19 protein-coding genes are annotated in these 22274 nt (G+C 72.6%); 8 read left to right on the top strand and 11 right to left on the bottom strand.

The genetic code is table 11. From position 1 onward, the window contains the following. Positions 1–144 precede the first annotated feature (144 nt). Positions 145–723 carry a TIGR03086 family metal-binding protein gene (locus tag ACFVUY_RS13015; RefSeq protein ID WP_387729646.1) on the bottom strand — a complete coding sequence of 193 codons (579 nt, stop codon included), beginning with the start codon at positions 721–723 and terminating at the stop codon, positions 145–147. Positions 724–824: 101 nt separating this feature from the next. Between ACFVUY_RS13015 and ACFVUY_RS13010 the strand changes: the two genes are divergently transcribed. Then, positions 825–1817 (top strand): helix-turn-helix transcriptional regulator, encoded by a 993-nt coding sequence (locus tag ACFVUY_RS13010; protein ID WP_387729643.1) that lies wholly within the window; start codon positions 825–827, stop codon positions 1815–1817. 18 nt (positions 1818–1835) lie between these two features. Here ACFVUY_RS13010 and ACFVUY_RS13005 read toward each other — a convergent pair whose 3' ends face one another. The 7 genes from ACFVUY_RS13005 to ACFVUY_RS12975 form a co-directional block, all read right to left on the bottom strand. Beyond that, the gene (locus ACFVUY_RS13005; protein WP_387689649.1) at positions 1836–3050 is read right to left on the bottom strand and encodes an alpha/beta hydrolase; all 1215 of its coding nucleotides are present in this window, start codon (positions 3048–3050) and stop codon (positions 1836–1838) included. 211 nt (positions 3051–3261) lie between these two features. Then, the gene (locus tag ACFVUY_RS13000; protein WP_380358825.1) at positions 3262–3597 is read right to left on the bottom strand and encodes an MmcQ/YjbR family DNA-binding protein; all 336 of its coding nucleotides are present in this window, start codon (positions 3595–3597) and stop codon (positions 3262–3264) included. A gap of 116 nt (positions 3598–3713) precedes the next feature. Then, a complete protein-coding gene (locus tag ACFVUY_RS12995) occupies positions 3714–5003 on the bottom strand; it encodes an acyltransferase (protein WP_387729641.1) in 1290 nt (429 codons plus the stop codon). A 26-nt stretch (positions 5004–5029) separates the two neighbouring features. Then, entirely contained in the window at positions 5030–6154 is a 1125-nt protein-coding gene (locus ACFVUY_RS12990) for an alpha/beta hydrolase (RefSeq protein ID WP_387729639.1), read from the bottom strand. A 149-nt stretch (positions 6155–6303) separates the two neighbouring features. Continuing rightward, the gene (locus tag ACFVUY_RS12985; protein ID WP_359913052.1) at positions 6304–6978 is read right to left on the bottom strand and encodes a response regulator transcription factor; all 675 of its coding nucleotides are present in this window, start codon (positions 6976–6978) and stop codon (positions 6304–6306) included. Continuing rightward, complete coding sequence (locus ACFVUY_RS12980) at positions 6975–8288, bottom strand: sensor histidine kinase (RefSeq protein ID WP_387689644.1); 1314 nt, start codon at positions 8286–8288, stop codon at positions 6975–6977. Before ACFVUY_RS12980 ends, ACFVUY_RS12985 begins: the two co-directional genes overlap by 4 nt. A 116-nt stretch (positions 8289–8404) precedes the next feature. Next, positions 8405–9091, bottom strand: a complete 687-nt coding sequence (locus tag ACFVUY_RS12975; RefSeq protein ID WP_387729636.1) for a TetR/AcrR family transcriptional regulator — start codon at positions 9089–9091, stop codon at positions 8405–8407. A 217-nt stretch (positions 9092–9308) separates the two neighbouring features. Here ACFVUY_RS12975 and ACFVUY_RS12970 point away from each other — a divergent pair, with 217 nt between their 5' ends. Beyond that, positions 9309–10907 (top strand): MFS transporter, encoded by a 1599-nt coding sequence (locus tag ACFVUY_RS12970; protein ID WP_387689641.1) that lies wholly within the window; start codon positions 9309–9311, stop codon positions 10905–10907. Between the two features lie 213 nt (positions 10908–11120). Here ACFVUY_RS12970 and aceE read toward each other — a convergent pair whose 3' ends face one another. After that, a complete protein-coding gene (aceE, locus tag ACFVUY_RS12965) occupies positions 11121–13871 on the bottom strand; it encodes a pyruvate dehydrogenase (acetyl-transferring), homodimeric type (protein WP_359913040.1) in 2751 nt (916 codons plus the stop codon). 516 nt (positions 13872–14387) lie between these two features. Between aceE and ACFVUY_RS12960 the strand changes: the two genes are divergently transcribed. The 5 genes from ACFVUY_RS12960 (at position 14388) to ACFVUY_RS12940 (ending at position 18311) form a co-directional block, all read left to right on the top strand. Then, positions 14388–14825 (top strand): DUF3052 domain-containing protein, encoded by a 438-nt coding sequence (locus ACFVUY_RS12960; RefSeq protein ID WP_359913037.1) that lies wholly within the window; start codon positions 14388–14390, stop codon positions 14823–14825. Positions 14826–14998: 173 nt separating this feature from the next. Beyond that, positions 14999–15457 (top strand): peroxiredoxin, encoded by a 459-nt coding sequence (locus tag ACFVUY_RS12955; protein WP_359915651.1) that lies wholly within the window; start codon positions 14999–15001, stop codon positions 15455–15457. Between the two features lie 231 nt (positions 15458–15688). Next, on the top strand, positions 15689–16264 hold the full coding sequence (locus ACFVUY_RS12950) for a TerD family protein (RefSeq protein WP_387689638.1): 576 nt from the start codon (positions 15689–15691) through the stop codon (positions 16262–16264). Positions 16265–16490: 226 nt separating this feature from the next. Then, positions 16491–17069 carry a TerD family protein gene (locus ACFVUY_RS12945; protein WP_359914478.1) on the top strand — a complete coding sequence of 193 codons (579 nt, stop codon included), beginning with the start codon at positions 16491–16493 and terminating at the stop codon, positions 17067–17069. A gap of 147 nt (positions 17070–17216) precedes the next feature. Continuing rightward, positions 17217–18311 (top strand): DUF475 domain-containing protein, encoded by a 1095-nt coding sequence (locus ACFVUY_RS12940; protein ID WP_387689636.1) that lies wholly within the window; start codon positions 17217–17219, stop codon positions 18309–18311. An 89-nt stretch (positions 18312–18400) separates the two neighbouring features. Here the strand turns inward: ACFVUY_RS12940 and ACFVUY_RS12935 are convergent, their stop codons facing one another. Beyond that, positions 18401–19564 (bottom strand): DUF2637 domain-containing protein, encoded by a 1164-nt coding sequence (locus ACFVUY_RS12935; RefSeq protein ID WP_387689635.1) that lies wholly within the window; start codon positions 19562–19564, stop codon positions 18401–18403. 340 nt (positions 19565–19904) lie between these two features. Here ACFVUY_RS12935 and ACFVUY_RS12930 point away from each other — a divergent pair, with 340 nt between their 5' ends. Further along, positions 19905–20645, top strand: coding sequence for a Tellurium resistance (locus tag ACFVUY_RS12930; RefSeq protein WP_387689633.1), 741 nt, complete (start codon positions 19905–19907; stop codon positions 20643–20645). Between the two features lie 106 nt (positions 20646–20751). Here ACFVUY_RS12930 and ACFVUY_RS12925 read toward each other — a convergent pair whose 3' ends face one another. Next, a complete protein-coding gene (locus ACFVUY_RS12925) occupies positions 20752–21918 on the bottom strand; it encodes a TerD family protein (RefSeq protein WP_387729633.1) in 1167 nt (388 codons plus the stop codon). Positions 21919–22274 lie beyond the last annotated feature (356 nt).

Genomic DNA, 22274 nt, shown 5'->3' with positions numbered 1-22274 from the left:
CGAAACGGGTGTGCTGGCCCGAGCTCGACATCGCTTGCTCCTCCGTTCGCCGTCGCTTTCGATGCTGCCACCCGGACGGGGGCCCCGCCCCACCCCCGCGGCCGGCGGCTGGAACCCCCCCGGGCCGCCGGGCCGGTGCCGGGTTCAGACCGTCCGGCCCATCCAGGCGGCCAGCCGGGTGTGCACGTCGGCGTCCTCGGCGACCGGCCGGACGGCGGCGAACGGGACACCCGGCACCCGCTGTTCGGCCGGCAGTACGAACTCGGCGACGGCCAGCGCGGTCCGCGCCAGGTCGTCGTCCAGGGCGAAGCCGTTGCCGAGGCTCCTGGCGATGTCCCCGGAGTGGGTCACCAGCTCCATCAGGTAGCCGCCCACCGCCGCCGCGCCGGGCACCTCGCCCCAGGGGGCGACGGTCGGGCGGCCGAGCTTGGCGTCGTCCGCCCAGGCGGCGGTGACCCGGGCGCGGGCCCGGCCCAGCGCGGCCGGCCAGCCCTCGTCCGAGGGGTCCTCGACGGCGGCCACGACGTCCTCGGCGCGGCCGCCCTCGCCCATGTACGCGAACCGGTGGATGCCGCCGACCACGTGGTTCAGCAGCTGACGCAGGGTGAACTCGGTACAGGGGGTGGCCCGGTCGAGGTCGGCGGGGGTGATCGTGGCGAACAGCTTCTCCAGCTGGTCGAGGGCGGTCAGGTACTGCGGGCGGGCATCCTGGACGGCGGTCATCGGCGCTCAACTCCCTGGTGTCGGGTGGTCTTTCGGGCTCGGAACGCAATTTCCCAGTAAAACCTGACAACTGCCGTCAGGATTACTGGAATTCTTGGGGCATGAAGGCCGACCGCCTGCTCTCGATCCTGCTGCTGCTCCAGACCCGCGGCCGGGTGTCCGCCACCGAACTCGCCGAGCGGCTGGAGGTGTCCGTCCGCACCATCTACCGCGACGTCGAGTCGCTCTCCGCCGCCGGGGTGCCGGTGTTCACCGAGCGCGGGCGGCACGGCGGCATCGGCCTGCTGCCCGGCTACCGCACCGACGTCACGGGCCTGACCGCGGACGAGGCCAGGGCGCTGTTCGTGCTCTCCGCCCAGGGCGCACACAGCGACCTCGGGCTGGACGGGGCGCTCGGTTCGGCGCTGCGCAAGGTGATGGCGGCGCTGCCGGCCCCGCACCGGCCGGCCGCCGAGCGGATCAGTGAGCGGATCCTGGTCGACCCGGCCCGCTGGATGCAGACCCCCGGCGCGGTCGGCCCCGCCGCCGGGCCGGACCTGGGCGAGCTGCAGTACGCCGTCTTCGCCGACCGGCGGCTGCGGCTGCGCTACCGGCACGGCGGCACGCCCGCGCCGGTGGAGTACACCGTCGACCCGTACGGGCTGGTGAGCAAGGCGGCGGTCTGGTACCTGGTGGCCGATCTGCACGGCGAACCCCGGCTGTTCCGGGCCGACCGGGTGCTGACCGCCGACACCACCGAGGAGACGGTGCGGCGCCGGGCCGGGGTCGGGCTCGGCGACGTCTGGGCGGTGCTGCGCGAGCAGGTTGAGCGGCTGCCGAAGGACCTGCCGGTGCGGGTGCGGGTCCGGCGCGGACGGCTGGACATGTTCCTGCGCATCCACGGCGGCCGGGTCACCGCGCCGCCGCCGGAGGCGGGCGCCGGGCCGCCCGAGGAGTGGGCCGAGGTGGCGATGGCCTTCCCGGCCCCGGCGGCCGTCCGGTCGCTGCTGGCCTTCGGCGCGGACGTCGAGGTGCTGGTCCCGCCGGCCGCCCGGCGCGAGCTGGCCAGGGCGGCGGCGGAGGCCCTGCGGCTGTACCAGGACCAGCCGTCCTGAGCCCCCGGGGGGCGGGCCTCAGGAGCCGGGGTTGGCCCGGACCACGTCCTGGTAGCGGCCGAGCGAGATCGCCGCGAAGTTGCGCAGGCTGTCGGTGCCCTCGGTGAAGTAGCCGTTGTGGCCGGCCGCGCGGGCCGAGGAGATCTGCTCGGAGCCGAAGCCGCTCGCCGTCGGGTCGGCGCCGTGGCCGAGTCCGCCGACCTCCAGGAACGGCACGTTGCCGATCCAGTCGCTGGGGTTGCGGGTGGCCCAGACGTGCACGCCGGCGCCCAGTTCGGTGGTGCTCTGCACGCCCATGCCGGGGCTGCCGAAGACCACCAGGTCGGTGATGCCGGAGGTGTCGGAGGGCGAGGCCGCCGCGCGCGGGATCTCCGGGGCGGCGGTGCCGCAGACCACCGAGCCGTACGAGTGGCAGAGCAGCGACGGCGGCGCGTCCGGCCGGGTGGTCTCCTTCAGACCCGAGAGCAGCCGCTCCAGCCGGGGGGCGGCGACGTCGGCGAGCCGGGAGGTGGCGGCGTCCGGGCCGAGGCCGGAGGGGGTGACGTAGCCGGTCCAGGAGATCACGGCGGTCCGGGTGTTCGGCGCCTGGCGCCGCTCCTCGGTGTAGAGGGCGCGGGCCATGCCGGCCGGGGAGCGCAGCGGCTCGGCGGCCTGGTCGTGGTGGCCGAGGTCGGCGTCCGAGCCGGGGACGAGCACGGAGATCCGCTCGGCGTCGGCGAGGTCGCCCCACACCTCGCTGACCAGGCCGCGGCCGCGCGGGTCGAAGGCCAGGACCTGCCGGCCGGGGGCGAGCAGGTGCTCGACGTCGTTGGCGCGGGAGACGGCCAGCGCGCGGGTGTCGGAGTCCAGTTCGCGGTCGGCGGCGCGGGCCAGGGCCCGGTCGCGCTCGGCGGCCAGGGCGATCCTGTTGGCGCGGTAGCGCAAGTCCAGCGGGGCGCCGTCGTAGTTGCCGACGACCAGCGGGTACTGCTGGATCAGCCGGTCCAGTTCGGTGGGCGCGAGCGAGGCGAAGAACGCCGCGGCGGCGGCCGGGGTGGTGGTGGCCGGGTCGGGCAGGGAGTGGCCGAAGGAGTGGTCCTGGACCCAGGCGGCGCTGCCGGCCGGAGGCGTGGAGATCGCCAGCTGTTCGGAGGAGACCGCGGCCGCGGCGGCGGCGCCTCCGGCGTCGGCGAGCACCGCGCAACCGGCGAACGCCCCGATCAGTACCCGCTTCCAGCGCCGACGGTTGCGCACCGCACCAACTCCCTTGGGGCCCGTCACCGTTTCGCGGGCGGTGCCCGGAGGGTGCGATAGCTCTGCTGACTTCCCTGCGCAAGCCTAGGGGGCCCGGAGGGAGGACGGGAACGCCTAAACTGTGGGATGGATCACATGAACCCGGGGTGTCCGCGCGACGTCTCCCAGTGGTTCGGACGGTGGCCCGCGCGGCCGTTCGACAGGGCCGCGATCAGGCGTCGAACTCGCGTACCAGGCGCTTCGGTGCCGTCCGCCGCCAGGCCTCGGTGACGAGGTCGTGCAGCTCGTCCCGGTCCACCAGGTCCAGCCGGACGCTCACCCAGCCGTGCCGTCCGACGTACGGGGCGGAGGAGAACACCTCGGGTTCGGCGGCGAGCAGTTCGGCCTGGTCCTCGGGGGAGGCTTTGACGGTGACCCGGTCCCCGTCGGGCGCGCCCATCGCGAAGATCCGGCCGCGGACCCGCAGCGTCTCGATGTCCCAGGTCGGCTCCTGGGCGGCTTCCGGCAGGGCCAGCGCCATCGTGCGGAACTCGTCGAACGTCACCATGGCGGCAGGGTAGGGCAGGACACCGACAGCGCGCCGCAGGGGCGCGGACCGATCGGCCCGCGCCCCTCCTGCACGCCGTGCTCCGCCGCCCGGAGCGGCCCGCACCCGGTGGGCCGTCACACCACGCCCAGCGCGTACGCCGCGAAGAGCGCCGCCGCGGCGCCGGCCACCGCCTTGCCGCCCCGCGAGAAGGCCGTCCACGGGCCGTCGAACCGGCGGGTGAACCAGCCGAGCGCCACCAGCACGGCGGCGAACAGCGGCAGCAGCGCCAGCCTGGCGGCCACCCAGCCGAGCGAGTCCGGCGCGGTGGTCAGCCCCGGGACGGCGCCCAGCCCGGCCGCGCCCGGCACGGCGACCGCGAGCATCGCGCTCTGGTGCCAGCAGAAGATCGTCATCGCCGACAGGTTGACCACCACGACCGGCAGCCAGAGCAGCGGACGACGGGTCAGCAGCCGGCCCAGCCGCTCCCGCAGCAGCACCGCGGCGCCGCACTGGAACGCCGCCAGGGCGAGCACCAGCAGGGACGGCGGGTGCGAGTTGGTGCGCGCGGCCCCGGGCACGCCGACCATGCTGGCCGGGTAGTGGAAGACCAGCAGCAGCGCGGCGAACAGCGCGCCGCCGCCGAGCAGCAGCACCCGGGCCGCCGGGCGGCCGAGCCGGCCCTGCGCCCAGAGCACGCCCAGCTGGTAGCCGAACAGCCAGCCCGGCAGGATGTTCAGCAGCGCGACCCAGGACGGCACCGCCCCGGCCCACGGCCCGTAGCGCAGCAGGTCGACGGCGGCGACCGAGGCCACCAGCAGGCCCGCGGACCAGCCGCCCAGCCGGCGCCCGGCGGCCACGCAGAGCGGGGTGAGCGCGGTCAGCCCCAGGTAGACCCCGATGTACCAGAGCGGCTGCACCACCAGGGTGGCGCCGGTGCGCACGGTGTCCGCGGGGACGCCGAGCGCGGGCAGCAGCGGGATCAGCGCCGCCCAGACGGCCGTCACCCCGAGCACCGGGCGCAGCAGCCGGACGGTACGGGCCCGCAGCCAGCCGCCGTACGTCACGCCCCTGGCCCGGGCCCGCTCCAGCGAGCGGACCGAGGAGTGGCCGCCGACCAGGAAGAACACCCCGAGCATCTGGAGCACCCAGCTGAGTGGGGCGAAGAAGCCGAGGGTGGAGAGCGGGCTGGTGTTGTGCAGGGCGCCGTCGGGGGAGCGGGTGAGGCCGCCGAGCATCCAGTGGCCGACCGGTACGGCGAGCAGGGCGAGGGCGCGCAGCCCGTCCAGGGCGCGGTCGCGGTGGGCCGGGGTCTTCGCGTCGACCCGCGCGGCGGCGCGGCGCAGCGCGGTGAGCGGCCGGGGGGTGCGGGGCCGGGGGGTGCGGGGCTCCGCGGTGCGGGGCCGGGGGGCGAGGGTGCTGGCCATGGTGGTGCTCCTTCCGGTGCGGGCGGTCAGGCGCGGCCGAGCGCGACGGCGGCGTAGGCGGCGAGGGAGGCGGTGCCGGGGGCGAAGTAGCCGTCGTGGCCGTGGGATCCGGTGGCGGGCAGCGGGCGGGCGCCGAAGCCGGGGGCGGTCGGGTCGGCGCCGTGGCCGAGGCCGAACAGCCGGACGTTGGGCACGTCGCCGATCCAGTCGGAGTCGTTGCGGGCGGTGGCCCAGAGCGGGACGCCCGGGTCGAGGTCGGCGGCCGAGCCGATGCCCATGCCGGGCGAGCCGAGCACCACCACGCCGGAGGCCTGCGCGGGGGTGGGGCGGGCCAGGCCGCAGACGACCGAGCCGTAGCTGTGGCAGAACACGGTGGGCGGGGCCTGCGGGCGGGTGGTGACGGCGAGTCCGTCGAGCAGCCGGGTGAGGCGGGGGGCGCCGGCCCGGGCCAGGTCCTCGGTGGCGGCGTCCGGGCCGAGGCCGAGCGGGGTGGTGTAGCCGGCCCAGGCGATCACGGCGGTCCGCCCGTCGGTGGCGTCCAGGAGCGCGCGGGCCATGCCGGCGGGGGTGCCGTACGGGCCGGACGTGCGGTCGAAGCGGAGCAGGTCGATGTCGGAGCCGGGGACGATCACGGCGGTGCGGAGGGCGGTGGCGAGGTCGCCGTACACCTCGGCGACCTGGCCGCGGCCGCGCGGGTCGAAGGCGAGGATCCGCCGGCCGCCGTCCAGCAGGGCGCGGTAGCGCTCGGCGCGGGTGCGGGCGGCCTCGTGGTCCTGCGGGGTGAGGGCGGGGTCGGTGGCCCGGGCGAGTTCGCGGGTGCGTTCGGCGGTCAGGGCCAGGGCGTTGGCCCGGTAGCGGAGGGCGACCGGGGCGCCGTCCAGGTTGCCGACCACCAGCGGGTGCCGGACGGCCAGGGCGTCCTGCGCGGCCGGGGTGAGCTCGGCGAAGAACGCGGCGACGCCGGCCGGGGTGGTGGTGGCCGGGTCGGGCAGCCGCCGGCCGAGCGAGGAGTCGGCCGTCCAGGCGGCGCTGCCGGGCGGCGGGCCGGTGACCGGGGTCTGGGTGTCGGCGGCCCAGCCGCCCGCGCCGAGTACGACCGCCAGCGCCACCGCGGCGGCGGCGATCGCCCGTCCGGCCCGAAACCTGCGCATGTCCTTGCCCTCCCTCGTCCGTTCGGCCGCCGTATCCGTTCGGCGTCCGATGGGGAGGAAGGTAGGAATGCGACGGCCCCGCGGACGTCACACCGCGGGGCCAACTCCCGGGTGCTACCCGGGTATCAGAAGGGGGCGAACGGCTGCTCCTACTGACCGGGGGTCACCAGGCCGGACTCGTAGGCCAGGACGACCGCCTGGGCGCGGTCGCGCAGGCCGAGCTTGGCGAGGATGCGCCCGATGTGCGTCTTGACGGTCTGCTCGGCGAGCACCAGCTTGGCGGCTATCTCCTGGTTGGACAGGCCGCGGGCGATCAGCTCCAGCACTTCGGTCTCGCGCGGGGTCAGGCCGTTGAGCCGCACCTTGGGGTCGTGGCGCTTGGCCGGGCGGGTGCGGGCGAAGTCCTCGATCAGCCGGCGGGTCACCGAGGGGGCGAGGAGCGCCTCGCCGGCCGCGACCACCCGGACCGCGGCGATCAGGTCGGCCGGCGGGGCGTCCTTGAGCAGGAAGCCGCTGGCCCCGGCGCGCAGCGCCTCGTACACGTAGTCGTCCACGTCGAAGGTGGTCAGCATCAGTACCTTGGGCCGGTGGGCGCCAGGCACGGCCGGGTCGAGCAGCCGCCGGGCCGCCTCCAGGCCGTCCATGACGGGCATCCGGACGTCCATCAGCACCAGGTCCGGGTGGGTGCGGCCGTTGACCTCCAGGGCCTGGGCGCCGTCCGCCGCGTCCCCCACCACGTCGATGTCGCTCTGGGCGTTGAGCAGGGCCGCGAAGCCCGCGCGCACCATGGCCTGGTCGTCGACGATGATCACGCGGATGGTCATGCGGTGGTCTCCCGGGGGGTGTCTGGAAGGTCGAGGGGCAGGACGGCGGCCACCTTGAAGCCGCCGTCCGGCAGCGGGCCGGTGTCCAGCCTGCCATCGACCAGCCGGACGCGTTCACGCATTCCGACCAGCCCCTGCCCGGTGCCCTCGACCGAGGCCTCCAGCGACTCGGTGTGCTCCGGCGGGGGCGCGTTGACCACCGTCACCAGCAGCGCCGGGCCGTCCGCGGTCAGCGACACCCAGGTCCGCGCGCCGGGGGCGTGCCGCACCACGTTGGCCAGCGCCTCCTGCACGATCCGGTACGTGGACAGGCCGACGGCCTGCGGCACCAGGTCCACCAGGTCCGGCTCCACCGTCAGCTCGGCCGGCACCCCGGCCCGGCCCACCGTCTCGACCAGCTGGGCGAGTTGGCCGACCCCGGGCTGCGGTGCCTTCTCCCCGCCGGACTCCTCGCTGCGCAGTACGCCGAGCAGCCGGCGCATCTCGGCCAGCGACTCGCGGGCGGTGCCGGCTATCGCGGTGAACTCCTCGGCGGCCGCGTCCGGCACGCCGGTGATCCGGTACGGCGCGCTGGCCGCCTGCACCGCGATGACCGACATGTGGTGCGCCACCACGTCGTGCAACTCCCGTGCGATCCGGGTGCGTTCCTCCAGCAGGGTGCGGCGTTCGCGTTCGGCCTCGCTGATGTGCTCCTGCTCGGTGAGCAGTCGGCGGGCCACGGCGCGGTCCCGGACGGCCCAGCCGAGCAGCAGCGCGGCGCCGCTGAGTGCGATCAGCAGCACGGTGGTGCCGTCGCCGGAGCGGGGCAGGCCGAGGGTGGTGGTGAGCGCGGTGAGCAGGACGGTGGCCACCCAGACCGAGACCACGGTGGCCCGGCTCTCCCGCAGTGCGAGGGCGAGCAGCAGGAAGACGTAGGCGATGATCATCGGGGCCGTCCACGGCCAACTGCCCATCAGCTGGTGGTGGCGGGCGGTGATGGCGGCGGTGGTGACCATGGCGGCGGCGCTGATCCACCAGGCGGTCAGCGGCCGGGTGACGGCGAGGAACAGCGGTGTGGTCTGGGCGATGGTGAGCGCGGCGGCCACCGGCAGCACCAGGTCGTAGAAGCTGACCAGGTTGGCGATCCCGGTGGGTATCAGCGAGCCCTGCAGGGCGATCACGACGATGTACGGCAGTCGGCGCACCCAGCGCCGCCGGGAGTCGCCGAGCAGTGGGGTCTCGTCCTGGCTCGGGGTGGTCAGGTGGTGCCGCAGGGCGCGCAGTTGGCGCAGTGCGAACGTGCGGGTGTCGGCTTTGGTGGGCGTCTTCATCGTGGGCCAGCCTAGGAGGGCGGGCCGTGCGGGTCGTCGCACTGGGGCGCGAACTTCCGCGGGGCTACCGGGGTACCGGGTGATACCCCGGTATGACGCGGGTGCGGCGCCGGGTGCTACGCGGGGCTGCGCCAGTGGCCGGCCAGGGCCGGGCCGAGCTGGTCGAAGTAGCGCTCGATCACCGCGACCATGCCCTCGGGGCCGGCCGGTGCGTGCTCGGCGCTCCAGGACAGGTGGGCCGAGCGCAGCAGGCTGCCGAAGACGGCGGCGAGTACGGCCGGGCGCAGGTCCTCGGCCGGGTCCAGGCCCTCGCGTTGGGCGAGCACCTGGACCACCAGGCGCTCCTGCTCGGTGACCCGGCGCAGTTGGGCGGCGAGCAGCGGGGGCGTCTCCTCGATCATCCGCATGAGCTCCAGGGCGCTGTGGATCGAACCGGGGCCGGCGGACTCCTCGTTGCCGAGGTCGCGCCAGGCCTTGACGATCGAGGCGCGCAGGGCCTGGAGCGGGGCCTCCTCGGCCGGGCGGTGGCGCAGGCACTCGATGAAGTAGTCCTCGGCCACGGCCATCACGGCGAGCGCGACCTCGTCCTTGTTGGCGAAGTAGCGGAAGAAGGTGCGCTGGGAGACGTCGACGGCGGAGGCGATCTCGTCGACGGTCGTGCGGGCGAAGCCCTGCCGGAGGAAGAGCAGGTGGGCGGCCTGGATCAGGGCGTAGCGGGTCTGCTGCTTCTTGCGCTCGCGCAGGCCCGGCGCGCGTTCGGGGCCCGCCGGGGTGCCGGTGGTGCGGGGGGTGTGAGCGGCCATGGCGGGGGCCTTCCGGAGCGCTGGGTGTGGCTGGTGGGACCACAACTTTACCGCTCTGACAAATGGCAGTGATGGTCAGAAGTCACTGTTTGCCGAATGTCAGAGGCTGACATAATCTGCCGGGGTGGCGCCCGTCGGGCCGGGGCACCTGTGGGGACGGGTGGGCCGGGGCGCCACGACCATGTACCGCACCGAGCCACGCCCCCGGAGGGCCCAGATGAGTCAGTCCGTCGTGAAGAACTCCGAGGCGGACGCACCGCCGAACCCACCGTCGGGGGGCGGTCTCAAGGGACACCCCTGGCTGACCCTGCTGACCGTCGCGGTCGGCGTCATGATGGTCGCGCTGGACGGCACGATCGTCGCCATCGCCAACCCGGTGATCCAGGAGAAGCTGCACGCGGCGCCCTCCGAGATCCAGTGGGTCACCAGCGGCTACCTGCTGGCCCTGGCGGTCTTCCTGATCACCGCCGGCAAGATCGGTGACCGCTTCGGCCACAAGACCACCTTCCTGGTCGGCGCGGCGGGCTTCGCCGTCACCTCGGCCGCGATCGGCTTCGCCGGCAACATCCAGACCGTGATCGCCTTCCGGGTGCTCCAGGGCCTGTTCGGCGCGCTGCTCCAGCCGGCCGCGCTGGGCCTGCTGCGCGGGGCCTTCCCGGCCGAGAAGCTCAACATGGCGATCGGCATCTGGGGCGGTGTGATCGGCGCCTCCACCGCGGCCGGCCCGATCGTCGGCGGCCTGCTGGTCGAGCACGTCAACTGGGAGTCGGTGTTCTTCATCAACATCCCGGTCGGCCTGGTCGCGCTGGCGCTGGGCGTGTGGATCCTCAAGGACGTCCGGGCCGAGAACGCCGCCAAGTCCTTCGACCTGCCCGGCATCGCGCTGCTCTCGGTGGGGATGTTCGCGCTGGTCTTCGGCATCATCAAGGCCCCCGAGTGGGGCTGGGGCGACGGGCGGACGCTGCTGTTCCTGATCGGCGCGGTGGTCCTGATGGTGCTGTTCGCGCTCTGGCAGGGCAAGGCCCGCGAGCCGCTGATCCCGCTCGGCCTGTTCCGCTCGGTGCCGCTGTCGGCGGGCGTCCTGCTGATGGTGCTGATGGCCTTCGCGTTCTTCGGCGCGATCTTCTTCGTGACCTTCTACCTCCAGAACGTGCACGGGATGAAGCCGGTCGAGGCCGGCGTCCACCTGCTGCCGATGACCGGCATGATGATCATCGGCTCGCCGCTGGCCGGCCTGGCGATCGGCAAGCTGGGCCCGCGTATCCCGATCGTGGCCGGCATGCTGATCACCACCACCGCGATGTTCGGCATGTCCACCCTGGACACCGGCTCCGGCAACGGCGTGATGTCGCTCTGGTTCGTCCTGATGGGCCTGGGCATCAGCCCGGTCATGGTCGGCGCCACCGAGGTGATCGTCGGCAACGCCCCGCTGGAGCTGTCCGGCGTGGCCGGCGGCCTCCAGCAGGCCGCGATGCAGGTCGGCGGCAGCCTCGGCACCGCCGTGCTGGGCGCGCTGATGGCCGCCAAGGTCGGCGACGTCCTGCCGGGCAACTGGGCCAAGGCCGGTCTGCCGCCGGTGGAGGGCGCGGCGGGCGAGGGCCTCAAGCAGGCCGCCCAGCTGGGCATCGCCCCGCCGGCCCCGGCCGGCACCCCGCAGCAGGCGGTGGACGCGATGGCCGGCGCCGTCCACGAGTCCTTCGTGAGCGGCATGTCGCTGGCCTTCGCGGTGGCCGCCGTGGTGGCCTTCGGCGCCGCCGTGCTCGGCCTGCTCACCCGCCGCGGCGCCACCGACGCGGGCCCGGCCGTGCACATCTGACCGGCCCCGCAGCAGGACGGCCCCGGACTCCTCGGAGTCCGGGGCCGTCCTGCTGTTCCCGTGGGCCGCGGCGTTCCCCGAGGGCCACCAGCGGGCCGGTCCGGGCGACGGGCCGAGGGCCGGGCCGGGGACCGAACCAAGGGCCGCGCCACGGCGAACGCCGAAGGGCCGGACCCCCGACGGGAGTCCGGCCCCTCAGTGCCTACGGGCTGATCAGGCCTCGCCGCCGGCGGCACCCGGGTCGGCCGCGGCCACGTCCAGCAGCTGGTAGCGGTCGATCGCGTCCTTCAGCGCCGAGCGGTCGATCTTGCCCTGCTTGGCGAGCTCGGTGAGCACCCCCAGGACGACCGACTGCGCGTCGATGTGGAAGAAGCGACGGGCCGCGCCACGGGTGTCGGCGAAGCCGAAGCCGTCGGCGCCCAGCGACTGGTACTGACCCGGCACCCAGCGGGCGATCTGGTCCGGCACCGCGCGCATCCAGTCGGACACCGCGACGACCGGGCCCTCGGCGCCCTGGAGCTTCTGGGTGACGTACGGCACGCGCTGCTGCTCCTCGGGGTGCAGCAGGTTGAACTCCTCGGCCTCCACCGCGTCGCGGCGCAGCTCGTTCCAGGAGGTCGCGGACCAGACGTCGGCCTTGACGTTCCACTCCTCGGCGAGGATGCGCTGGGCCTCCAGGGCCCACGGCACGGCCACGCCGGAGGCGAGGATCTGGGCCGGGATCTGGCCGGCGGTGCCCGGCGCGTACTTGTGCAGACCCTTGAGGATGCCCTCGACGTCCACGTTCTCGGGCTCGGCCGGCATCTTGATCGGCTCGTTGTAGACGGTCATGTAGTAGAACACGTCCTCGCCGTGCGGGTGCTCGGCGCTGGAGCCGTACATCCGCCGCAGACCGTCCTGGACGATGTGCGCGATCTCGAAGCCGTACGCCGGGTCGTACGCGACGACACCCGGGTTGGTCGAGGCCAGCAGGTGCGAGTGGCCGTCGGCGTGCTGCAGGCCCTCACCGGTCAGCGTGGTGCGGCCGGCGGTGGCGCCGATCACGAAGCCGCGGGCCAGCTGGTCGGCCATCTGCCAGAACTGGTCGCCGGTGCGCTGGAACCCGAACATCGAGTAGAAGACGTACACCGGGATCAGCGGCTCGCCGTGGGTGGCGTAGGAGGAGCCGGCGGCGATCAGCGAGGCGGTGCAGCCCGCCTCGGAGATGCCGTCGTGCAGCATCTGGCCGGTCGGCGACTCCTTGTAGGCGAGGAGGAGGTCCCGGTCGACCGACTCGTAGGTCTGGCCGAGCGGGTTGTAGATCTTCGCCGACGGGAAGAGCGAGTCCATGCCGAAGGTGCGGTACTCGTCCGGCGCGATCGGCACGAAGCGGTTGCCGATGCCCTTGTCCCGCATGAGGTCCTTGAGCACCCGGACGAACGCCATGGTGGTGGCGATGGTCTGGTTGCCGGAACCCTTCTTGACCGCCTTGTACGCGTCGTCGCCGGGCAGCTCCAGCTTCCGCGGGCGGACCTTGCGGGTCGGCACGTAGCCGCCCAGCTCCTCCCGGCGGTCGTGCATGTACTGGATCTCCTCCGAGTCGCGGCCCGGGTGGTAGTAGGGCGGGTAGCCCTCCTCGAGCTGCTTGTCGGTGATCGGCAGGTGCAGCCGGTCGCGGAAGCGCTTCAGGTCCTCGACCGTCAGCTTCTTCATCTGGTGGGTGGCGTTGCGGCCCTCGAAGTTGGGGCCCAGCGTCCAGCCCTTGACCGTCTGGGCGAGGATGACCGTCGGCTGGCCCTTGTGCTCGCGGGCAGCCTTGAACGCCGCGTAGATCTTCTTGTGGTCGTGGCCGCCGCGACCCAGGTGCTGGATCTGCTGGTCGGTCATGTTCTCGACCATGGCGCGCAGGCGCAGGTCGCCGCCGAAGAAGTGCTCGCGGATGTACTGGCCGGTCTCGGTGGCGTAGGTCTGGAACTGGCCGTCCACCGTGGTGTTCAGCTTGTTGACCAGGACGCCGTCGCGGTCCTGCGCGAGCAGCGGGTCCCAGCTGCGGTCCCAGACCAGCTTGATCACGTTCCAGCCGGCGCCCCGGAACTGGGACTCCAGCTCCTGGATGATCTTGCCGTTGCCGCGGACCGGGCCGTCCAGGCGCTGCAGGTTGCAGTTGACCACGAAGGTCAGGTTGTCCAGGCCCTCGCGGGCGGCCAGCGACAGCTGGCCGAGCGACTCGGGCTCGTCCATCTCGCCGTCGCCGAGGAAGGCGTAGACCTGCGAGTCGGAGGTGTCCTTGATCCCGCGGTGCTCCAGGTAGCGGTTCATCCGGGCCTGGTAGATCGCGCCGAGCGGGCCGAGGCCCATCGAGACGGTCGGGAACTCCCAGAAGTCCGGCATCAGCCGCGGGTGCGGGTAGCTGGAGAGGCCGTACGGGGCCTTCGACTTCTCCTGGCGGAACGCGTCGAGCTGCTGCTCGGTGAGCCGGTCCAGCAGGAAGGCGCGGGCGTAGATGCCGGGGGAGGCGTGGCCCTGGAAGAAGACCTGGTCGCCGGACTCGCCCTCGCCGTCCTTGCCGCGGAAGAAGTAGTTGAAGCCGACGTCGTACAGAGACGCGGAGGAGGCGAAGGTGGCGATGTGGCCACCGACGCCGATGCCCGGGCGCTGCGCCCGGGAGACCATGACGGCCGCGTTCCACCGGGTCGCGTTGAGGATCTTCCGCTCGATCTCCTCGTTGCCGGGGAAGAACGGTTCGTCCTTGGTCGCGATGGTGTTGACGTAGTCCGTGCTGCGCATCTCGGGCACGGCGACACGCTTCTCGCGGGCGCGCTCGATCAGCCGCAGCATCAGGTAACGGGCACGCTCACGCCCCCGCTCGTCGATGGCCGCATCGAGCGACTCCAGCCATTCCGCGGTCTCCTCGGGATCGAAGTCCGGGACCTGACTCGGAAGGCCGCCAATGATGATCGGGTTGCGATCGGATCCGGAAGCCACGCTGTTCCTTCACTGTCGGTCGAAACTGAGGTGTGTCGCGCCGCCTCCATCGTGCTACCGCGCTCGGAGATCCGTCATCTCTACCGATCGGTAACCGGTCCGCCCGGCGGGCGGCCCGGTCTGGCGGCGTGCGGTGCGGGCGTCTTCGTCCGCTCCGCACACCCCCGGGTGTTACGAAAAGAGGTGGTCCGACCTGGTGTCCCGTCCGCCCGATGGCGGGCGGCCGGGGTGAGGGCCAACAGGAGACTCTACGCCCGCGCACGCGCGGACCCGAATGCCGTTCGCATCTCGGGCGTGCGTACGGCCTGTGGGCCGGGACCACCCGAAGCATCCTTGGACCATGCAGAAAAGGGCAAATCGGTGTGATTCCCGCCACGTCGAGCGGCGTGTCCCCCTGCGACACGTCAACCTTTGGAGGGGATCGGGGGTCGGGTACTTGCGCGAACCGCCGCGCCCGTGTGGACTACGGCCACAGCCTCGGCATGGATGCCGGGCCGAATACTGGAGGTTATTCCCGTGAGCGCGACCGCGGACCCCGCGGACAAGTCCAACCCGGCGACCCGTCTCGGCTTCGAAGAGGGCCAGATCATCCAGGAGCTGGGGTACGACGACGACACTGACCAGGAACTCCGCGAGGGAATCGAGGAGCTCATCGGGACGGATCTCGTCGACGAGGACTACGACGACGTCGCCGACGCCGTTCTGCTGTGGCACCGCGACGACGACGGGGACCTCACCGACGCCCTCGTCGACGCGCTGGAGTACCTCGCTGAAGGCGGCCTGATCTGGCTGATGACGCCCAAGACCGGGCGGGACGGCCACATCGAGGCCTCCGACATCAGCGACGCGGCCAAGACCGCGGGCCTCTCCCAGACCAGCTCGATCAACATCGTCAAGGACTGGGCGGCCACCAGGCTCGCGACCAAGTCCACGGCGAAGGGCGCCAAGCGCTGAGCGGGCTCTGAAGCACATGCGGCGGGCCCGCCCGCCGGGGCGTTCGCGGACGGCGAACGCGGCGGGCCGCGGCCGCCCGCCTCATCCGTTCGGCGCAACGGCCGTAAACGAATGCGAGGATGTGGCCCGCCGCGCCCGCCGCGCGGCGCGGTCGCGTCAGAAAGGTCCCGCTCATGGCCATCGAGGTCGGCACCCCGGCTCCGGACTTCGAGCTCAACAACCAGCACGGCGAGGCCGTCCGGCTCTCCGACTTCCGCGGCCGGCGGAACGTCGTCCTGGTCTTCTACCCGTTCGCCTTCACCGGCGTGTGCACGGGCGAGCTGGGCGCGATCCAGCGGGAGCTGGCGGGCCTGCAGAACGACACCGTGCAGGTGCTCGGCCTCTCCTGCGACTCGCAGTTCTCCCAGCGGGTCTTCGCCGACCGGGAGGGCCTGGAGTTCCCGCTGCTGGCCGACTTCTGGCCGCACGGCGAGGTCACCCGGGCCTACGGCGTCCTCGACGAGGAGCGGGGCTGCCCGCTGCGCGGCACCTTCGTGATCGACACCACGGGCACGGTGCGCTGGAGCGTCGTCAACGGCCTCCCGGACGCCCGGGACGAGCAGGAGTACCTGAAGGTCCTCGCGGCGCTCTGAGACCCCCGCCCGGGCCCCGTACGCGCCTCGGCCGGGTCGCGGGCGCCCCGCGGCACCCGCCGGCCGAGTGCCCCGGGGCCGTGTCCGGCCTGATCAGGGGTGCGGACGGGAACCCCGTACTACGCTCGGGCCGTTGGCGGGGTGGGATGCGGGAGCCGATGGGCCTCCCGCCGCCCCGGACCGCACCACCGGGGGCACCACTGGACGTGCCTCCCGATTCTTGGAGGACTAGTGGGAGTCAGCCTCAGCAAGGGCGGCAACGTCTCGCTCACCAAGGAGGCACCCGGCCTCACCGCCGTGGTCGTCGGCCTGGGCTGGGACGTCCGGACCACCACCGGCGCGGACTTCGACCTGGACGCCAGCGCCCTGCTGTGCAACGCCCAGGGCAAGGTCACCTCGGACGGCAACTTCGTGTTCTTCAACAACCTGAAGAGCCCGGACGGCTCGGTCGAGCACACCGGTGACAACCTGACCGGCGAGGGCGAGGGCGACGACGAGGCGATCAAGGTCAACCTGGCCGGCGTGCCGGTGGACGTCGAGAAGATCGTCTTCCCGGTGTCGATCTACGACGCCGAGACCCGCGGCCAGAACTTCGGCCAGGTGCGCAACGCGTTCATCCGCGTGGTGAACCAGGCCGACAACACGGAGCTGGCCCGCTACGACCTCTCCGAGGACGCCTCCACCGAGACCGCGATGGTCTTCGGCGAGCTGTACCGCAACGGCGCGGAGTGGAAGTTCCGCGCCATCGGCCAGGGCTACGCCTCCGGCCTGCGCGGCATCGCGCAGGACTTCGGCGTCAACGTCTGAGCCCGCGCCGGCGCCCTGCGGCGCGGGCTGCGCGCCGTTCTCCCGGGGCGGCCCCGGACCTCCGAGGTCCGGGGCCGCCCCGGCTTCGTCCGGCCCGGTGCCGCGGCGGTTCCTCGCACTGCGAGGATGTGAGTTCAGGAAGTTCAGCCGACCAGAACCGGTCGGCCGGGGCCGCGGGGGATACACCTGGATGGCGCCCCGGGAGAAGCAAGGGAGGAAGAACGTCATGGTGGTCACGCTCGCCAAGGGTGGCAACGTCTCGCTCACCAAGGCCGCGCCGAACCTGACGCAGGTCCAGATCGGCCTCGGCTGGTCCGCCCGTTCGACCACGGGCGCCCCGTTCGACCTCGATGCGAGCGCCCTGATCTGCGGTGGCGGGCGAGTGCTCGGTGACGAGTACTTCGTCTTCTACAACAACCTCAAGAGCCCCGAGGGCTCGGTGGAGCACCAGGGCGACAACCTCACCGGCGGCGACGAAACGGGTGACGACGAGGTGGTCCTGGTCAGCCTGGACCTCGTCCCGGCACAGGCCGACAAGGTGATCTTCGCGGTCTCGATCTACGAGGCCGAGGCGCGGCTCCAGAACTTCGGTCAGGTCCGCAACGCCTACATCCGGGTCGTCAACTCGGTCGACGGCCAGGAGATCGCCCGCTACGACCTGTCCGAGGACGCGTCCAGCGAGACCGCGATGATCTTCGGTGAGCTGTACCGCTACGCGGGCGAGTGGAAGTTCCGCGCAGTGGGCCAGGGGTACGCCTCCGGCCTGCGTGGCATCGCGCTCGACTTCGGCGTGAACGTACAGTAAAGGCGGAAATCGGACTTGTCGTACCCGACCCGATCATGAGAACAGAGGGCAGTGCGGGGGTGACCTGACCGGGCCGGGCCCGGTCAGGACGTCTCGGGGACGAGGCCGCCCCCGGCACGGCCAGAACCCGAAAGGTAGCCAACTCCCGTGTTCCTCCGCACATTCGGCTGGTCGTTCGCGATCACCGTCATCGGCCTGATCGCGGCCGGACTGCTCTGGGGAGCCCAAGGCTTCGGCATCGTGCTGATGCTCTCCATCCTGGAGATCTCCCTGTCGTTCGACAACGCGGTGGTCAACGCCACGGTGTTGAAGCGGATGAACCCGTACTGGCAGAAGATCTTCCTGACCGTCGGTGTCCTCATCGCGGTCTTCGGCATGCGCCTGGTCTTCCCGCTGCTGGTCGTCGGCCTCACCGCGAAGCTCAACCCCACGACGGTCATCGACCTCGCGCTGCACTCCGAGAAGACCTACGAAGGCCTCACCTACGGCCAGTACCTGGAAGCGGCCAACCCGGCCATCGCGGCCTTCGGCGGCGTCTTCCTGCTGATGATCTTCCTCGACTTCATCTTCGAGGAGAAGGACTACAACTGGCTGGCCTGGATCGAGCGCCCGCTGGAGAAGGTCGGCAAGCTGGAGGCCTTCTCCACCGTCGTCGCCCTGGTCGCCCTGCTGCTCGCCTCCAACTTCTTCGCCGGGGAGCACGCGGAAACCGTTCTGCTCGCCGGTGTCCTCGGCCTGGTCACCTACCTCGCCGTCAACGGCCTCTCCTCGATCTTCGAGTCGGGGCTGGAGGCCGAGGAGGAGCGCGAGGAGGAGGCGGAGAAGGCCGGCAAGTCGATCATCCAGGTCGGCGGCAAGGCCGCGTTCTTCCTCTTCCTCTACCTGGAGGTCCTGGACGCCTCGTTCTCCTTCGACGGCGTGGTCGGCGCGTTCGCCATCTCCAGCGACATCTTCCAGATCACCCTGGGCCTCGGCATCGGCGCGATGTACATCCGCTCGCTGACCGTCTTCCTGGTCCGCAAGGGCACCCTGGACGACTACGTCTACCTCGAGCACGGCGCGCACTACGCCATCGGCGCGCTGGCGGCGATCCTGCTGATCGGGATCAAGTACCACATCCCGGAGATCGTCACCGGGCTGATCGGCGTCGCCTTCATCGGGCTGGCGCTCGGCTCGTCGATCCTGCGCAACCGGCGCGAGGGCGCGGACGAGGAACCGGAGCTGGTCGGCACCGGAAAGTAGTCCGCAGGGCAAGCGAAACGGCCGCCTCCGGGATCTCCCGGGGGCGGCCGTTCCTCGTGCTCCGCGGTCGTACCCGCGGGGTGCCGGGGTCAGCCGAGCTGCTGCTCGATCGCGCGCAGCTTGCGCTCCAGCGAGTCTAGCTTCGGCATCGACAGGGTGTCGTCGTCGGCCGTCAGGTCGATGGCCGAGCCGCTGCGGGACGACCCGGTGCCGGAGGAGGACGACGAGTACGAGGACGAGGAGTAGGAGGAGGACGAGTAGGAGGAGGACGAGTACGAGGAGCCGACGGCGGCGCGGGGGCGGCGGCCGGCGTCCAGGGCGGCCGGCTCCGGCGAGTCGCCGGACAGGAGCGAGGCCGAGGTCGAGGTGGTGGCGTCGGATCCCGCGGCTAGGGCAGGCTCCGTAGCGCTCGGGCCGTCTCCGGCAGCCGTGAGGGCGGGAACCTGGCGGCCGCCGCGGGTCCGGGCGAGCATGCCGCCCTGCCGGGAGATGGCCTTCAGCTCGGCCCGCTCGCGGCGGTCGGCCGTACGGGCGCGGGCCTTGGCGTCCAGCTTCGCCTGGCGCTCCTCGCGCACCTCGTCGACCGCCTCGTCCAGGCTGCGGACGTTCTCCAGCAGCATCAGCGACCAGGCCGCGTAGGTCTCGCGCGGGGCGCGCAGCCAGCGGACGATGCGGATCTGCGGCAGCGGGCGCGGCACCAGGCCCTGCTCGCGCAGCGCGGCCTTGCGGGTCTGCTTCAGCGCCCGGTCGAACAGGATCGCCGCCGAGATCGACATGCCGGAGAAGAACTGCGGGGCGCCGTCGTGCGACACGCCGCGCGGGGCGTGCACCCAGTTGAACCAGGCCGAGGCGATCGCGAACACCCAGACCAGCAGGCGCGAACCGAGCGCGGCGTCACCGTGGCTGGCCTCGCGGACGGCGAGCACCGAGCAGAACATCGCGGCACCGTCCAGACCGAACGGGACGAGGTACTCCCAGCCGCCGGACAGACCCAGGTTCTCCTTGCCGAAGCCGACCAGGCCGTGGAAGGAGAGCGCGGCCGCGACACCGGCGCAGCAGAACAGCAGCGTGTACGAGGAGATGCCGTAGATCATCTCCTTGCGCCGACGGCGCTCCTCGCTGCGCTCCCAGGAGTCGCCGGACTCGTCCTTCTTCGAGCTCTTGAATCGCAGCGTCGCCATCAGGACGGCGACGAACAGCAGGGCTGCGCCGCCGACGACGGTCCAGACCAGCTGTATGGAGGTCAGGTTCATTGCGGGTCGGGCCTCGGGTTTCCGCAGGGGACAGGATCACAGCGCGACACAGGCGGTCAGGGCCCGCCGAGCGGGAGCTGCCTGACGATTCGTTCGTCGCCGCACGACGGGCCCGCCGCGCCCGCGCAGGGGCGGACGGGACACCTGTGCGGCTAGACGATATCGCGTCCGAAGGGGCGGCATGTTACGGGAGGGCGGCTTCCTCCCGCCAATCGACCCGCCGGTCGCGCCCAGTTGGGTAGAGGAGGGCGCGGACTGGGTATCCGACGGCCGGGCCGATGCCCGATCATTGGTCGGCGGACCGTCAGAACGCCTGGCGGGAGCAGGGGGAGAGGACTGCATGGTCTCGATCTGGGAGTACCTGCGCGGGGACAAGAGCTACACCTTCGACAACCCCGGCGGTCAGCACAAGGTCATACTCACCAAGTCGGCCCCGCAGCACGCGATCACCGGGTCGGCCGCCACCACCGGCTACCTCTACGTCAACCTGCACTGGACGATGAGCGCCGGAGGCGCCGCGCGGCCGAGCACCCGGGAGTCCGTGAAGCGGTTCTTCAGCCCGCGGATCCTGCGGCCGCAGGACCCGGACTCGCCGCAGGGCACCGAGCCGACGAACGTCGACCTCGACCTGGCCTGCATGTACGAGCTCTCCGACGGGAGCACCGGCGTGGTGCAGCCGCTCGGCGGGCTCTTCGGAGACCTCCAGAACGCGCCGTACATCAAACTCAGCGGCGACGACCAGTACGGGGCGCCGTCCGGCGAGACGATGTACGTCAACCTGGAGAAGAAGGACAAGTTCAAGCGGCTGCTGATCTTCGTCTACATCTACGACGGCACGCCGGCCTTTGAGCAGTCGCACGCGGTGGTCACGATCGTGCCGCAGACCGGGCCGCGGATCGAGATCAAGCTGGAGGAGCGGGCCCGGGCGGCGCGCTCCTGCGCGGTGGTGCTGATCGAGAACTCGGGGGACAACCAGCTGACGGTGCGGCGTGAGGTGCGGTACGTCAACGGGTTCCAGGCGGACATCGATCGGCTGTACGGCTTCGGGCTGCAGTGGCAGCGCGGGTACAAGAGCGACTGACGGCGGTCGGCGGTTCCACGGCGGTTTCACGGCGGGGCCGGGGTCGTGCGGGGCCGGGGCCGGGTATCGGCGGGGCCGGGGCTGTCGGGCGGCCCCGCCGGGGGCGTCAGCGGGGCTGGAACTGCGGGCCCTGCGGGGGCAGCGCGAACTCCTCGCCGGTGGCGGCCGGGGGCTGGGCCGTCGGCGGCTGCGGCGGGACGGGCGGCTGCTGGCCGGTGCCGGGCTGCGGGTAGCCGTAGCCGGCGGGGCGCTGCTGCTGCGGCGGGACGGGCTGGTTCGGCTGGGGATAGCCGTAACCGCCCGGCTGCTGCTGGTAGGGCTGCTGGCCGGTGCCCGGCTGCGGGTAGCCGTAGCCGCCGGCGGGCTGCTGCTGGGGGTGGCCGTACGCCGGGCCGGTCTGCTGGGGGTAGCCGTAGCCGGTGCCGGGCTGGTGGCCCGGGGGTGCGGTGGGCGGCGGGGGCATGGTCGGCGGGGCCGCGGGCGGCGGCGGGGTCGCCGGTGCGGGCGAGGCGCTCGCGGCGGCGGTGGCCGGGGCCGGGGCGGTGGCCGGTGGCTGGACGGGCGGCTGGGCCGGCGGCGACTGCGGGACGGCCGGGGCCAGCGTGAAGGTGCCCGGCTCGGGGGTGGTCGAGCGCGGGTCCGGCATCGCGGTGCTGCGCGGGTCGAGAGTGCCGGACGGGGTGGTGGACACAGGCACCTGGGCGGGCACCTGGCCGGCCTCCGCCTCGTCGTCCACCATGATGCCGAAGTCGGTGGCGAGACCGATCAGCCCGGAGGTGTAGCCCTGGCCGATCGCCCGGAACTTCCAGGACCCGGACCGGCGGTACAGCTCGCCGGCGACCAGGGCGGTGACGTTCTCGGCGTCGTCGATCCCGAACTCGGCGAGCGCGGGCACGCCCTCGCCGGCCGTGGCGTCGAAGAGCAGCAGGCGCAGCCCCGGCACCGCGCGGAACGGTCCGCCCTCGGAGGAGCCGGCCAGCACCACCCGGTCCACCTCGGCGGGCAGCTTGCCCAGCTCGACCTCGACCGTGTCGATGATCTCGGCACCGCCGGAGGTCTGCTGCTTGGGCAGGTGGCGGACCAGGCCGGAGGGGTGGCGGGGCTGGTTGTAGAAGACGAAGTCGGCGTCCGAGCGGACCTTGCCGGAGGCGCCGAGCAGCAGCGCCGACGCGTCCACGTCCGGCGCACCGGGCGTGGCGCTCCAGCGCAGCACGGCGCGGACCGCCGCCGCCGGCAGTGCGATGTTGGCGCCCTTGGCCATCACGTGCGTCATAGCCGACCATCCTGCCTGTTCGCCACCCCTTCGGACAACGTGACCGGACCGGTCCGTGCCGGGTCGGACTTTGCCAAGACTTGCGCTTTCCGAGGTTTGCCGCCGTCGTTTCCGGGGTTCGCCGCCGTTCCGCCCATGATCGTCCAAGTGGACCGGGATGTTCCGGGAGTTCAGTGCCGGGGAACCGGGACCGGCCGGATCCCGTCCGTACGATGGGCGGTCGAAAGGTCCCCGGGGTTTCGACGCAGGGGCGCCCGGCGGAGGCGCCCCGGGAACCAAGGCGCCCGGTCGGCCGGTTGACCAGGGTGTCGTCGGCAACCGGCCGGGGGCCGGTCCACTTCCTGGAGGAGAGCACC

Origin of the sequence: Kitasatospora sp. NPDC058063, assembly GCF_042885395.1 — a bacterium.
GTDB lineage: Bacteria > Actinomycetota > Actinomycetes > Streptomycetales > Streptomycetaceae > Kitasatospora > Kitasatospora lactacystinica.
This window is presented reverse-complemented; position numbering and strand designations above follow the sequence as displayed.

Bases quoted from the DNA above. Each gene is read 5' to 3' on its own strand.
- ACFVUY_RS12970 (WP_387689641.1), top strand. From the start codon at position 9,309: ATGAGTCAGTCCGTCGTGAAGAACTCCGAGGCGGACGCACCGCCGAAC.
- ACFVUY_RS12975 (WP_387729636.1), bottom strand. From the start codon at position 9,091: ATGGCCGCTCACACCCCCCGCACCACCGGCACCCCGGCGGGCCCCGAA.
- ACFVUY_RS12995 (WP_387729641.1), bottom strand. From the start codon at position 5,003: ATGGCCAGCACCCTCGCCCCCCGGCCCCGCACCGCGGAGCCCCGCACC.
- ACFVUY_RS12945 (WP_359914478.1), top strand. From the start codon at position 16,491: ATGGTGGTCACGCTCGCCAAGGGTGGCAACGTCTCGCTCACCAAGGCC.
- ACFVUY_RS13010 (WP_387729643.1), top strand. From the start codon at position 825: ATGAAGGCCGACCGCCTGCTCTCGATCCTGCTGCTGCTCCAGACCCGC.
- ACFVUY_RS12935 (WP_387689635.1), bottom strand. From the start codon at position 19,564: ATGAACCTGACCTCCATACAGCTGGTCTGGACCGTCGTCGGCGGCGCA.
- ACFVUY_RS13000 (WP_380358825.1), bottom strand. From the start codon at position 3,597: ATGGTGACGTTCGACGAGTTCCGCACGATGGCGCTGGCCCTGCCGGAA.
- ACFVUY_RS12980 (WP_387689644.1), bottom strand. From the start codon at position 8,288: ATGAAGACGCCCACCAAAGCCGACACCCGCACGTTCGCACTGCGCCAA.
- ACFVUY_RS12985 (WP_359913052.1), bottom strand. From the start codon at position 6,978: ATGACCATCCGCGTGATCATCGTCGACGACCAGGCCATGGTGCGCGCG.
- ACFVUY_RS12930 (WP_387689633.1), top strand. From the start codon at position 19,905: ATGGTCTCGATCTGGGAGTACCTGCGCGGGGACAAGAGCTACACCTTC.
- ACFVUY_RS12955 (WP_359915651.1), top strand. From the start codon at position 14,999: ATGGCCATCGAGGTCGGCACCCCGGCTCCGGACTTCGAGCTCAACAAC.
- ACFVUY_RS13015 (WP_387729646.1), bottom strand. From the start codon at position 723: ATGACCGCCGTCCAGGATGCCCGCCCGCAGTACCTGACCGCCCTCGAC.
- ACFVUY_RS12990 (WP_387729639.1), bottom strand. From the start codon at position 6,154: ATGCGCAGGTTTCGGGCCGGACGGGCGATCGCCGCCGCCGCGGTGGCG.
- ACFVUY_RS12925 (WP_387729633.1), bottom strand. From the start codon at position 21,918: ATGACGCACGTGATGGCCAAGGGCGCCAACATCGCACTGCCGGCGGCG.